10 protein-coding genes and 1 tRNA gene are annotated in these 12,046 nt (G+C 70.2%); 5 read left to right on the forward strand and 6 right to left on the reverse strand.

The window, feature by feature from the left end; all coding sequences use genetic code 11:
• Positions 1-60: 60 nt before the first annotated feature.
• The 4 genes from ACF1G2_RS03730 to ACF1G2_RS03745 form a co-directional block, all read right to left on the reverse strand.
• Complete coding sequence (locus ACF1G2_RS03730; RefSeq protein ID WP_391796667.1) at positions 61-1,236, reverse strand: Gfo/Idh/MocA family protein; 1,176 nt, start codon at positions 1,234-1,236, stop codon at positions 61-63.
• Positions 1,233-2,894, reverse strand: coding sequence for a hypothetical protein (locus tag ACF1G2_RS03735; protein WP_391796668.1), 1,662 nt, complete (start codon positions 2,892-2,894; stop codon positions 1,233-1,235). The genes ACF1G2_RS03730 and ACF1G2_RS03735 overlap by 4 nt, the downstream gene beginning before the upstream one ends.
• Before the next feature lie 82 nt (positions 2,895-2,976).
• A complete protein-coding gene (locus ACF1G2_RS03740; protein WP_391797027.1) occupies positions 2,977-3,909 on the reverse strand; it encodes a carbohydrate ABC transporter permease in 933 nt (310 codons plus the stop codon).
• 2 nt (positions 3,910-3,911) lie between these two features.
• Positions 3,912-4,778, reverse strand: a complete 867-nt coding sequence (locus ACF1G2_RS03745; protein ID WP_391797028.1) for an ABC transporter permease — start codon at positions 4,776-4,778, stop codon at positions 3,912-3,914.
• 574 nt (positions 4,779-5,352) lie between these two features.
• On the opposite strand from ACF1G2_RS03745, the gene ACF1G2_RS03750 reads away from it, so the two are divergent.
• The 3 genes from ACF1G2_RS03750 (at position 5,353) to ACF1G2_RS03760 (ending at position 9,470) form a co-directional block, all read left to right on the forward strand.
• On the forward strand, positions 5,353-6,501 hold the full coding sequence (locus ACF1G2_RS03750) for an ROK family protein (protein WP_391796669.1): 1,149 nt from the start codon (positions 5,353-5,355) through the stop codon (positions 6,499-6,501).
• A gap of 185 nt (positions 6,502-6,686) precedes the next feature.
• Positions 6,687-8,594, forward strand: a complete 1,908-nt coding sequence (locus ACF1G2_RS03755) for a hypothetical protein (RefSeq protein WP_391796670.1) — start codon at positions 6,687-6,689, stop codon at positions 8,592-8,594.
• Between the two features lie 54 nt (positions 8,595-8,648).
• Positions 8,649-9,470: a hypothetical protein gene (locus tag ACF1G2_RS03760; protein WP_391796671.1), complete on the forward strand. Its 822-nt coding sequence runs from the start codon at positions 8,649-8,651 to the stop codon at positions 9,468-9,470.
• 99 nt (positions 9,471-9,569) lie between these two features.
• Here the strand turns inward: ACF1G2_RS03760 and ACF1G2_RS03765 are convergent.
• A tRNA-Pro gene (locus tag ACF1G2_RS03765) sits at positions 9,570-9,643 on the reverse strand.
• Positions 9,644-9,770: 127 nt separating this feature from the next.
• Here ACF1G2_RS03765 and ACF1G2_RS03770 point away from each other — a divergent pair.
• A complete protein-coding gene (locus ACF1G2_RS03770; RefSeq protein ID WP_391796672.1) occupies positions 9,771-10,457 on the forward strand; it encodes a transketolase in 687 nt (228 codons plus the stop codon).
• A 23-nt stretch (positions 10,458-10,480) separates the two neighbouring features.
• Positions 10,481-11,374: a transketolase family protein gene (locus ACF1G2_RS03775; RefSeq protein WP_391796673.1), complete on the forward strand. Its 894-nt coding sequence runs from the start codon at positions 10,481-10,483 to the stop codon at positions 11,372-11,374.
• A 14-nt stretch (positions 11,375-11,388) separates the two neighbouring features.
• On the opposite strand, the gene ACF1G2_RS03780 is transcribed toward ACF1G2_RS03775, so the two are convergent.
• Complete coding sequence (locus ACF1G2_RS03780) at positions 11,389-11,760, reverse strand: MmcQ/YjbR family DNA-binding protein (protein WP_391796674.1); 372 nt, start codon at positions 11,758-11,760, stop codon at positions 11,389-11,391.
• Between the last annotated feature and the right edge of the window lie 286 nt (positions 11,761-12,046).

A 12,046-nucleotide genomic window follows, 5' to 3' on the forward strand; every position in this document is an offset into this window, starting at 1 on the left:
CGGATGACCAGGCCGGTCATCCGCCGGCCCCGCCGGGCCCGTCGTCCGCCGGCTCCGCACCTAGCGTCGCTGGCCGTTCGCGAAGTAGGCGACCAGGGCGGGGTCCAGCGGGGGCACGTCGTACGCCGCGCCGCCCTCGCGCAGCGAGCGCGTCGCCATGAATCCGGCGGCCACGCTCATCCGGGCGGCCACCGGCGAGGTGTCCGTGGTGCCGCCGTCGCGGACGAAGCGGCAGAACTCCTCGATGATCCGCCGGTCGGAGCCGCCGTGACCGCCCTCCGCCTCGGGCACCTTGTGCACCGCGTCGGCGTCGGCGCGGTAGCCGCTCGGGCCGGTGTTCCAGACGCGCACCTCGTCGCCCGGGCTGTCGCCGAAGTTCTCCAGCCGGCCTTCGGTGCCGATCACCGTGTAGTTGCGCCAGTAGTCGGGGCTGAAGTGGCACTGCTGGTAGGCGGCGATGACGCCGTTGTCCAGTCGCATGTTCATGACGGACACGTCCTCGACATCCACGATGTGGTGCAGGTTCCGGCGCTCCCCCGGCGGCCACTCGAACTGACGCAGCCAGCCCTCCGGCCGCGGCGTACCGGGCTCGCGGCGCGGCAGGTCGCCGTAGACCATCAGGTCTCCGAGGGCGTTGACGCGCTGTGTGTATCCGCCGGCCAGCCAGTGGATCACGTCGATGTCGTGAGCCGCCTTCTGCAGGAGCAGCCCGGTGGTGCGGCGGCGGTCGGCGTGCCAGTCCTTGAAGTAGTAGTCACCGCCGTACGAGACGAAGTGCCGTACCCACACGGTCTTCGGCTCGCCGATGTCGCCGCGGGCGATGATGTCGCGCATCAGCCGGACGACGCCCATGTGCCGCATGTTGTGCCCGACGTAGAGGCGGCTGCCGGTCTCGTGCGCGGTGCGCAGGATGCTGTCGCACTCCTCGACCGTGATGCCCAGCGGCTTCTCCACGTACGCCGCCCTGCCCGCTTCGAGGACGTCGCAGGCGATGGCCTCGTGGGTGTCGTCGGGGCTGGCGACGATGACGGCGTCGATGGTGTCGTCGGCGAGGAGCGTCCGGTGGTCGGCGACGGCCGTCGCGCCGGGGAATCGCTCGGGCACCCGGGCCCGGACCGCAGGGTCGAGGTCGGCGACCGCGGCGACGACCGAGCCCTGCCCCGGACGGTGGGCGGAGACGGCGAGGTTGCCCCGGAGGCCCAGGCCGATGACGCCGATGCGAAGGTCGTCGGTCACTTGCCACCGCCCTGGGCGATGGCCTTCTCGAACTCGCGGCGCATGGCGTCGCCCGCGGCCCGCTGCCACGCGGGCAGGATCTCCTTCTTGAAGGAGGAGAGCGGCTTGCGGCCGGCCACGAGATCCGTGAGGGCGCTGTAGAAGTCACCCGACGCGGACGCGCCCTTGTTGGAGCTGGTGTCGGAGAAGAGGCCTGTCGTCGGATTGATCCGGGCGAGCTTCATCAGCTCGACCTCCGTCTGGTGGATGGCACTGGTGATCTGCGGCTTTCCGGGCAGGTAGAGCGCCTGCGGGGAGTTGCCGAAGAAGGTGATGGCCTGCCGGGTGGTGAGCACCTCGGCGTTCCCCTTGGCGTTGAGCATGACGTCGCCGTCCTTGGAGCGGGTGTGATGGGTGCCTTCCGTTCCATAGTCGAGGAACAGGCGCTCCGTCGTTCCGAAAGGCGCGCAGAGGTAGTTCATGACCTGAAGCAGGGTGTCGATGCGGTCCTTGGGAACCTTGTTGTTGATGGCGGTGAACCCGACCGAGCCGTAGCCGAAGTTGAAGCTCGGCTCGGCGCCCGGTTCCGCGGCGAAGGGGACGATGACCTTGGCCGGCCAGTCGTACATGGCGCTGTCGTTGAGGAAGCCGGGGAAGGACTGGACGTGGGCGCCGAGGAAGCCGCCCTCCAGCTTCTCCAGGGTCGTGGCGAGATTGGGGTCCGGCCAGAAGAGCTGCGCCTGCTGGCACTTGAGGGCGAACTCGAGTCCGGCGAGGAACTCGTCCGTCTCGAACGTGTGGGTGAGCTTGTCGCCGTCCAGCCGCCAGCCGTTGGGCGCCCCGTACCACAGGGCGAACTGGTTGATGTGGTTGACGTAGGCGGGCTCCAGCACGTACTTCTTGCGCTTGGTGTCCAGGAGTTCCTTCCCCTTGTCGAGGAAGTCCTGCGCGGAGTCGAACCGCGCGCCGCCCACCGGCTTCCAGAAGTCCTCGTTGGCGACGTAGACCTGACCCATGCGGCCGTAAGGTACCGCGACCCCCCAGAGCTTCCCGTTGAAGACGGCGGTCCGCCACGCGAAGTCGGGGATGTTGGCCAGGTTGGGGTACTTCCTGACGGCGTCGCCCCCGAGGTAGGGCGTCAGGTCGTGGAACTTCGCCGCGAGGAGCGCGGGTACGTTCTTCAGGCCCTGGTTCGGGGGGAACCACATGAGGTCGTGCAGGTCGCCGCCGGCCACGGTCGCGTTGAACTTGGCGCGGTAGACGTCCTCGGCGCCGAGCCCGTTCACGATCGTCATGCTCAGCTCCGAGCCGAGCCGCTTGTTGAGCTCCTGCCAGTAGGCGTTGCGGTTCATCGCAGGGGCCGCGGTGGTGAACGTCTCCGTGAGGACGGTGACCGGCTTTCCGTCGCCGGGCACCCCCGAGACGCTGCGGGTGGGGTTGGCGGGGTAGCGCAGGTACGCCGGGTCCAGGCCCCGGCCGTTGCCGGGCAGGTCCGGCGCGGCGGTCTTCGCCGGCACGTAGGCGGGCAGCTTCAGCCTGGCGGAGGCCTCCGCGCCGCCGCCCTTGGCCATGCCCGGTCCGGTACTGCAGGCGGCGAGTGCGCCGCCTCCCGCCACGGTGATGCCGGCGGCACCGGCGGCGCCGAGGAATCCACGACGGTTGAGGTTTCTGGAGGACATGACTCTCCTAGCAACGATGAACAGGGGGAGGGAGGGCGAAGGACGAGACACGAGGGACGAGCGGCGGCCGGAGGAGGAGGGCTCAGGCCTTGATCGCGCCGGTGAGCACACCCTTGGTGAAGTACTTCTGGAGGAACGGGTAGACCGCGACGATCGGCAGGACGGCGAGGATGAGCACGGCCATCGAGAGCGAGGTGCTGGCCGGGAGCACGCTGACGCCCATCGCCTTGGCGTTGAAGGTGTCGCCCTGGAGGACGTACGAGCGCAGAACGACCTGCAGCGGCAGCTTCTCCGGGTCGTTGATGTAGAGCATCGCGTTGAAGAAGCTGTTCCAGTACGTGACCGCGTAGAACATGCCGACCACGGCGATCACCGCTTTGGACAGCGGGAGCACGATCCTCAGCAGCACCTTGAGATCGCTCGCCCCGTCGAGGCGGGCCGCCTCGTGCAGTTCTTCCGGGATGCCCTGGAAGAAGGCCCGCACGACGATGACGTTGAAGGCGTTGAGCATGATGGGTACGACCATCGCGCCATAGGTGTCGAGCAGTCCCAGGGACTGCGCCACCAGGTAGTTGGGGATGATGCCCGGCGTGAACAGGAAGGTGCCCACCACGATGAGGAGCAACGGTTTCCCGGCGAGGGTCCCGGGCCGCGAGAGGCCGTAGGCGAGGCAGATCGTGCAGAGGAGGCTCAGCGCGGTGCCGACGAGTGTGACGCCGACGCTGACCAGCGCGGCGCGGGTGACCACGCCGCCGGAGAGCACCACCCGGTAGGCCTCCAGGGTCGGATCCGTCGGAATGAGCACGTAGCCGCCGTTCGCGGCCAGTTCGGCCTTGGTGGACAGGCTGGTACCGATGGCGAGCAGGAAGGGATAGCCGACCGCGACGATCATCGCGACGATGACCAGCAGTTTGAGTCCCTGGCCCGCCCGGGTGGGCTGCTCCATCCACACGGGACGCTCGGCGTGGCGCCGGCCGCGCCGGCTCCTGTCGAGAAGCGTCGACAGCGACACCATGGTCATCGGTAGACCCCCTGTTCGCCGAGGCGGTGAGCCAGCTTGTTCGCGAGGACGATCAGGACGAATCCGATGACGCCCTTCATCAGGCCGGCGGCGGTGGACATGCCCCAGTCCCCGTCGACGACGCCGTGGAAGTAGACGTAGGTGTCGAGCACCTCCGCCGCCTCCGCGCCGACGGCGTCACGCTGGAGCAGCATCTGCTCGAAGCCGACGGAGAGGATGTCCCCGAGCCGCAGGATCAGCAGCATGATCATGACGGGGCGGATGCCGGGCAGGGTGATGTGCCACATGCGGCGCAGCCACCCGGCGCCGTCCATGGCCGCCGACTCGTAGAGCGAGTTGTCTATCGACGCCATGGCGGCGAGGAAGATGATCGCGCCCCAGCCGGCGTCCTTCCAGACGGCCTGGGAGGTGAGGAGCAGGATGAACGTGTCGGGGTTGTTCATGATGTTCCCGACGGGGATCCCGTTGTCGTTGAGCAGGCTCGTCACCGTGCCCGCACCGCCGAAGACCTGCTGGAACATGCCCACGACCACGACCCAGGACAGGAAGTGCGGCAGGTAGACGACGGTCTGCATCAGCCGGCGGGTCCTGCCGCTGATCAGAGAGTTGAGGAAGAGGGCGAGGGCGATCGGCGCCGGGAAGTAGAGGAACAGCTGGACGACGCTGATCTCCAGGGTGTTCCACACCGCGGACCAGAACTCGGGCTGCTCCAGCAGCGCGGTGAAGTTCGCCCAGCCGACGAACGGGCTCTGCTGGAAGCCCAGATACGTCTGGTAGTCCTGGAAGGCGATGACGTTGCCCGCCAGCGGCAGGTAGAAGAACACCGCGAAGTACAGGATGCCGGGTACGCAGAGGAGCAGCAGCATCCGGTCACGCTTGAGACGGTGACGGAATCGCCGTCGGACGGCGACCTCGCTGCCCGTCTTCGCGGCGTCGGTACGCGACCGTGTGCGTCGGTCGGGCGGCGGAGCGGAATCGGGCGTGCCGGGACGGGGAGAAGCCGATGCGGGGGCCGACACGTTCACCTCCTGCGACGCGTGAGGGCGGGAAGGACGTCGGCAGACGCCGGGGCCGGCGTGGGGCCCGGCCGTTCGAGCGGGAGGGTCCGTCGGGTGCCCGGGCGGAGCCGGGTCGTCGACGCGGTCGTCGTACTCATCACAGGTGTTGCGCCTCAGTCGGTCCGGGGACTCGGATGAGGCAGGAGTCAACAGCGCGGGGCGTGACGGGTCAAGACTTATATTAAAATGATTTTGGTAAGTAGCTCTGAAGCTCCCCCCGAGCCGCCTCCCGGGCCGAGACCACCGCGCCCCTTGCCGTTCCCGGCATCCCTGCATGTCACGGCAACCGGAGCCTTGACATCAGAGACCGGAGACGGGCTACGGCGAAATCCGCAGCACCATCGTTTCCCTGCGAACTTTCGTAAGTAGGATGTCGGCCATGAACCAGCACGGCGGTGACGCCTCCCTGTTGCGGCGGTTGAACTCCGCCGCCGTTCTGCGCGTCCTGCGGAACCGCTCCGCGGCCGCGACCCTGACCGAGCTGGCCCAGCAGGTGCAGGTCTCGAGGCCGACGGTCGAGACGATCATGGACGAACTGCTGGAGCAGGGATGGGCCGAGGAGTGCGGCCAGGAGCGCGGTCAGCGCGGCCGGCCCGCCAAGCGATACCGCTTCCGCGCGTCGGCCGGACGCGTCCTCGGGCTGAGCGTGGGCGCCTACCGGCTGCAGGCCGTGGGGGTCGATCTGAGCGGGCAGGTCACGCAGTCCCGCAAGGCGGCGATCTTCCCCGACATGACCGCGGACGAACGCCTGGACGCGATCGAGCGATTCGTCGCCGACTGCGCGGAGGAGCTGGGCCAGCGCCCCATGGCGGTAGGGGTGGGCACCACCGGAGTGGTCGACGGCGCCGGGCGGGTCGTGAAGAGCTCCGTACTGCCCGGGTGGTCGGGCCTCGCGCTGCAGGAGGAGCTGGCGGGCAGGATCTCGGCGCCCGTGGTGGTCGAGAACGACGTCCGGCTCGCCGTCCTGGCCGAGCAGTGGCGGGGCGCCGCCGTCGCGCGCATGGACGTGCTCTACCTCTTCGCGGGCAACCGGATGTCACTGGGCATGCTGATCGGAGGCAAGCCGTACCGCGGGGCCCACTCGGCCTCGGGCGAGATCGCCGAGCACGCCACCGGGCTCTGGCAGGTGTTCGGCCCCGCCATGGACTTCGCGACGGCGGTCGAACCGGGAGAGCTGCGCTCACCGGCGCAGGCCGCCGAGTTCGCCTTCGACAAGGCCGCCGCGGGCGACCCGCGGGCGGCGGAGGCCGTGACCGCGCTCGCGGTCGGGCTGGCGGAGAGCCTGGTGACCGTGGTGGGGCCCTTCGACCCGGAGATGGTCATCATCGGAGGCTCGCTGTCGAGCGGCGGCGCCCTGCTGGTGGAGCCCATCCAGGAGCACCTGAACCGGACCTGCCTCTATCCGCCCGAGGTCGTGGCATCCGGCCTCGGCAGCGACTCGGTCGCCATCGGAGCGGCGAGGCTGGCTCTGGAGCACATGGAGTCCGACATCGCTCTGGCCAACAAGTCGGACACCGCGACCGTCTAGCGGCTTCCTCGTGGCGTGCGAGGCCGGCGGTGGAGGACGAGGAGCAATAAGCCTAGCGATTTTAATAATGTGCGCTACTCTCCTCCTGCCGCAGGGAGGGGGTGCGCGAGGTCGCGCCCGAGGCGAGACAGGTCCGCGGATCCCTGCGTCATCACCGCACCCGCGTGGACAGGGGACACCGAGTCATGGCCGGCACGTCGCGCTACCACCTGCGCTATCAGCTTCTTCCCGGGCAGGACCCGCGCGAACTGGGCGAGTTCTGCGTCGCACACGCGATCGACGAAGTGGTGCTGATCTACGGCTCCGAGGAACTGCACACCGGCCATCCGGCGGGTGCCGACGAGGATTTCTGGTTCGAGCACGTCGCCCACGCGCACAAGGTGCTCACGGAGCACGGCATCTCACTCGGTCTCAACCCCTGGGTGACGGCGGGCCATGCCGACCGGGGCCGCGTGCAGGACCTGGGATTCGCCCCTCTGGTCTCGCCCCGGGGCGAGGTCTCCACCGCCGCCGCCTCCTTCGCGTGTCCGCTCTGGCGCGCATGGCTCGCGGCGCACTACGGGCGCTTCGCCGGCCTCGGCTTCCGTGTGCTCTGGATCGAGGACGACTTCCGCTTCCACAACCACGCTCCCCTCACCTGGGGCGGCGGCTTCGAGCCCCTCATGCTCGACCGGTTCGCCGAGCTGGCCGGCGAACGCCCCTCCAGGGAGGAGCTCGTCGAGGCCGTCACCGGCGCGGGCGTGCACCCGTGGCGTGAGATCCTCCGCCGCACCTGGCGGACGGCGCAGCTGGAAGCGCTCGACGCGGTACGGGACGCCGTCGCGGGCCGCGCCCGGCTCGGCATCATGAGCTCCGGCCTGGGGGCGGCGTCCCTGGAAGGACGCGACTGGAACGCCGTGTTCACCCGCTGCGACGTGCACCGCCCGCACTTCGCGCCGTACAGCGACCAGCCCGCCGCGTTCCTGTCGTACTCCGTCGCCATGCTCGAACTGCAGAGGCCCCTGCGGCCCGACACGATCGAGGTCGCACCGGAGATCGAGAACTGGACGCACACGGAGTGGAGCAAGTCCGACACACAGACATGGTCCGAGATGGTCACCGCCCAGCTCTCCGGCGCCGACGCCCTCCTTCTGGACCTGTTCCCGTTCGTCACCGGTGACCCCGCGCGCCATCCCCGCATCGGCCGCATGCTCGACGCCTCACGCGCCGCACTCGACGCGACCGTCACCGACAGCCTCACGACCATAGGCGTGGGAGTCCCCTGGTGGCCCGACACGGCGGCGTCGATCCCGGGCGACGGAACGCTCCACGGCCTGGAGGCCGATCCCGTACGCACGGCACGCTTCCTCCTCTCGTACGGCATACCCGTCCAGGCCGGCCCCGCTCCCGTCGCGGCGCTCTTCGGCAGCACCGCCTGGGGCGTTCCCGACGACGAGCTGCCTCGCCTGCTCGCCGGGGGCCTGCTCCTGGACGGAGCGGCCGCGGCGATCCTCGAGGAGCGTGGCTACGGCGCGTTCCTCGGCGTCCAGGTGGCCGGGATCGTCGAGCGGGACACTCCGCAGCCGGACCCGTACAGCATGGAGCACGTCCTCGACGCGGACGCGCTGCTCAGCGTGAACGTCCAGCCCGCGCTGGCCAGGATCAGCGCCGCGCCCGGGGCCGAGGTCTGGACGCGCGTCCTCACACCACGGCGCACCCACTGGGGCGACGGCCGTGTCGCGTACACCAACAGCCTCGGCGGTCGGGTCGTGACCATGGCCGCGTGCGCGCCCGAGTCGCTGGGCCGCTGCGACGACGGACAGCGCCTGGCGCAGCGCATGATCCGCTTCCTCGGCGCCGATCTCCCCCTGGTCACCGGCGGCCCCCACCTCATCCCGCAGTACGGCGAGGTCGACGGAGGCCGGCGGCTGGCGATCGCCAACGGCTCCGCCGACCCGGCACGCCCCGTGGTGGCGACCGACGCCGATCCGACGGCCCTCCTCCTGGAACCCCTCCGGGCCCCGGTGCCGGTCCCGGTGAGGCGGGTGGGTGCGCACGTCCACGTCGAGGCCGACGTACCCCACCGCGGCTACGTGATCCTGCGGTGGCCGTGACCGCTGCGCCATGCCGGCGCCTGCACGGGCGACCTCCGACCTACGATGGCGCCCATGTCGATCATGTCTTCCATACCCGTCCTGCGGGGCCGCGACGCCACCGTCCGGTGCTCCGAGCAGGAGGAGTTGGTCCTGGAGCGCCCGGCAGAGAAGCTGACGATCCCCCTGAGAGCAGTCGCTCGTGTCCATGCCGAGGCCAGGACCGTCACCGTCGAGCTGAGGGCCCTTGCCGGGGCCGTACCCACTGCCCACCGGGTCGAGGATGTGAGTGCGGCCGCGGCCGCCGCCTTCGCCGACGCCGTGAACGCCCTGCTGCCGCAGCCGGTCGAGGACATCGACGGCGGCGCCGTCGTCGGTGTGCGCACCTTCACCGAGACCTGGCTCCAGACGTTCCGGCACGGACTGCGGCGGGTCATGCTCGGATACCTGGGCGCACTCCTCGCCCTGGCCGTCACCACCGCCATCGCGGGGCCCGAGCGTACGGCCGTGGCCGGCGCCGTGTTCATCGTGCCGCTGGGTCTCCTCGCCGCGGCGTTCCTGTGGATCGGCGTGGTGTGCGTGGTGCCGTGGTTCCGCCAACTGCGCCTGCGCAGGCACGGCGTGACGGTGGACGCGGTTCAGGCGGACGAGCCGGGGACGTACCGGTACACGGACGGCACCGGCGTCACGCGCCTCTTCTCCCACCCGGCCACCACCCCATCCGTCCCGGCCGCCTACGACGCGCGGAACGCCGCGAAGGTGCTCGTCCTCCAGGACCCGTCCACGCGGCTCATCGACATCACGCTGGGGTCCTGTTTCCTCCTCGCGGGACTCGCCACGACCGCTGCCCCGATCGGGCTGGCCGTCATGACGATCCTCGACAAGCAGCTGCCCTGAGCGCGTTCCGCTGGGGCGGGCCGCACCGGCCCCCGAAAACGATCAAGGGGCCGTTTCAGAGTGATCTGAAACGGCCCCTTGATCTGCGACTCTTTCGAGTCGGGACGACAGGATTTGAACCTGCGACCCCTTGACCCCCAGTCAAGTGCGCTACCAAGCTGCGCCACGTCCCGATGCCCGTCTGACCTGGGGTTTCCCCCGGCCGAACGCGCATGAGAACAATACCGCACTTCCCCGGGTGGTCACGAACCGCTTTACGGAGTTGACCTCGACCAAGCTTGAGGTTGCACCGTGGGTGCCATGACGAACACGGACGTCGACCGGCTGCACGGCCTCATGGGCCTGATGACCGGCGACGAGAAGCACTCGCCCGCCGCCACCTCCACCCTCGACGCGCTCTGGGTCCTCTACGACCGGGTGCTCCGCGTCTCGCCCGAGAGCGTCGGGCGCCCCGACCGGGACCGGTTCCTGCTCTCCAAGGGGCACGGGCCGATGGCGTACTACGCCGTCCTCGCCGCCAAGGGCTTCCTCCCCGAGGAGCTGCTCACCGGCTTCGGCTCGTACGACTCACCCCTCGGGCACCATCCCGACCGGACCCTCGTGCCGGGTGCCGAGATCGGCAGCGGGTCGCTGGGGCACGGGCTGCCGCTGGCCGTCGGGAGCGTGCTCGGACTGCGGGCGCAGGGGCTCACCGAACCCCACGTGTGGGTGCTCATCGGCGACGCCGAGCTGGACGAGGGCAGCAACCACGAGGCCATCGCCTACGCGGGGCCCGCCGGCCTGGAGCAGCTGCACACGCTGGTGATCGACAACAGCTCCGCCACCTACGGCTGGCCCGGCGGGATCGCCTCGCGGTTCGAGGCCGCCGGATGGTCCGCCGAGACCGTCGACGGCCGCGATCACGAGGCGCTGTACGCCGCCTTCACCGCGCCCCACCCCGGACGTCCGCGCGCCGTCGTCGCCCGCGTCGAGTCCAAGAACGCCTGACCCCCTCCGAGGAGAACCCCACCATGGACACGATGCGCGAACGCTTCATCTCGACCACCGGCCGACTGCTCGACGAGGACCCGCGCCTCGCCCTCGTCCTCGCCGAGATCAGCATGGACGGATTGCGGCAGGCGCAGCGGCGCCATCCGCACCGCGTGATCAACGTCGGCATCCGGGAGCAGCTGCTGATCGGCGCGGGCGGCGGGCTGGCGCTGACCGGCATGCGACCGGTCATGCACACCTTCGCGAGCTTCCTGGTCGAGCGGCCCTTCGAGCAGCTCAAGCTGGACTTCGGGCACCAGGGAGTGGGCGGCGTCCTGGTGAGCGCCGGCGGGTCGTACGACTGGCCGGCCGGTGGCCTGACGCATATGGCGCCGGGCGACGTGGCCCTGCTCGACACCCTCGACGGCTGGACGATCCACGTCCCCGGGCATCCGGACGAGGCGGAAGCACTGCTGCGCCAGGCCGTCGAGGGCGACGACCTCGTCTACGTACGGCTCTCGCTGCAGTCCAACACCACGCCCCGCCCGGTCACCGCCGGCTTCAGCACCGTCCGGGAGGGGCGCGACGGCGTCGTCGTCGCCGTAGGGCCCATGCTGGACAACGTCCTGGCCGCGACCGAGGGCCTGGACGTGACCGTCCTCTACGCCGCCACCGTACGACCCTTCGACGCCGAGAGCCTGCGCCGCGCGGCCGGCGCGGCAAGCCCGGACGTCGTCCTGGTCGAGCCGTACCTCGCCGGCACGTCGACCGCCGCCGCCAACGACGCCCTCGCCACGCTCCCCCATCGCGTCCTCGGGCTGGGTGTCGCCCGCCGCGAGCTGCGGAAGTACGGGACGATCGACGAGCATCTGGCGGGCCACGGTCTCGACCCGGCCGGATTGCGCGAGCGCGTCACGGGCTTTCTCGGCCGCTGATCCAGCCCTTCCGCTCAGCCCTGCTGCGGGGGCGCGCCGACCTCCGGGTACTGGTCCCGAAGGCGGCGCGGCGCCGCCTGGCGCCAGGAATCAGCCAGGATGGCGCGGAGCTCGTCCTCGTCGTCGAGGGCCCCGATCCGGACACGTACCCAGGCGTAGTTGTCGTCGTGGCCCTGGCGGATGAAGAACTTGGCGGGCTCGGAAGCGAGGAGTTCCGCACGCTCCTCCTTGGGGCATTTCACCCCTATCGCCTGATCGTCGTCGTCCAGCGAGGCGAAGATCTTTCCGCTCGGGCCCGCGCGGAAGGTGGGCATGCCCCAGGCGAGCTTCTCGACCGCCCCGGGCAGGGAGAGCGCGATCCGGCGTACATCGTCGGCAGTGGCCATACGACGACCGTACGACCCGCCACTGACACCGACACCCGGACAGGGACGCGAGGCGCTCCTCCCCTGGCGCGCCCTCGCGGCGCACGCGCCGGTGCGTGCGCCTGTCACTCCCCGTGACGCGCCCCGGCGCCGCCCGGCAGGGCCGTACGCCGCCTCCGCCTGCCGCCGGGAGGGGTCCACCGGCACGCGGACCCCACATTCCGGTACCACCCGGAACCGGTGCTTCCTCCGCGAGGCCGCCCCCATGGTGAACAGGTGGCACATGAGGTGATCCGACCGGCCTCAC

Origin of the sequence: Streptomyces sp. NPDC013457, from assembly GCF_043089925.1 — a bacterium.
Taxonomy (GTDB): Bacteria; Actinomycetota; Actinomycetes; order Streptomycetales; family Streptomycetaceae; genus Streptomyces.

Excerpts from the sequence above, each read along its gene's own strand:
- ACF1G2_RS03735 (WP_391796668.1), bottom strand. The coding sequence starts at position 2,894 with ATGTCCTCCAGAAACCTCAACCGTCGTGGATTCCTCGGCGCCGCCGGT.
- ACF1G2_RS03740 (WP_391797027.1), bottom strand. The coding sequence starts at position 3,909 with ATGGTGTCGCTGTCGACGCTTCTCGACAGGAGCCGGCGCGGCCGGCGC.
- ACF1G2_RS03750 (WP_391796669.1), top strand. The coding sequence starts at position 5,353 with ATGAACCAGCACGGCGGTGACGCCTCCCTGTTGCGGCGGTTGAACTCC.
- ACF1G2_RS03755 (WP_391796670.1), top strand. The coding sequence starts at position 6,687 with ATGGCCGGCACGTCGCGCTACCACCTGCGCTATCAGCTTCTTCCCGGG.
- ACF1G2_RS03760 (WP_391796671.1), top strand. The coding sequence starts at position 8,649 with ATGTCGATCATGTCTTCCATACCCGTCCTGCGGGGCCGCGACGCCACC.
- ACF1G2_RS03770 (WP_391796672.1), top strand. The coding sequence starts at position 9,771 with ATGACGAACACGGACGTCGACCGGCTGCACGGCCTCATGGGCCTGATG.
- ACF1G2_RS03775 (WP_391796673.1), top strand. The coding sequence starts at position 10,481 with ATGGACACGATGCGCGAACGCTTCATCTCGACCACCGGCCGACTGCTC.
- ACF1G2_RS03780 (WP_391796674.1), bottom strand. The coding sequence starts at position 11,760 with ATGGCCACTGCCGACGATGTACGCCGGATCGCGCTCTCCCTGCCCGGG.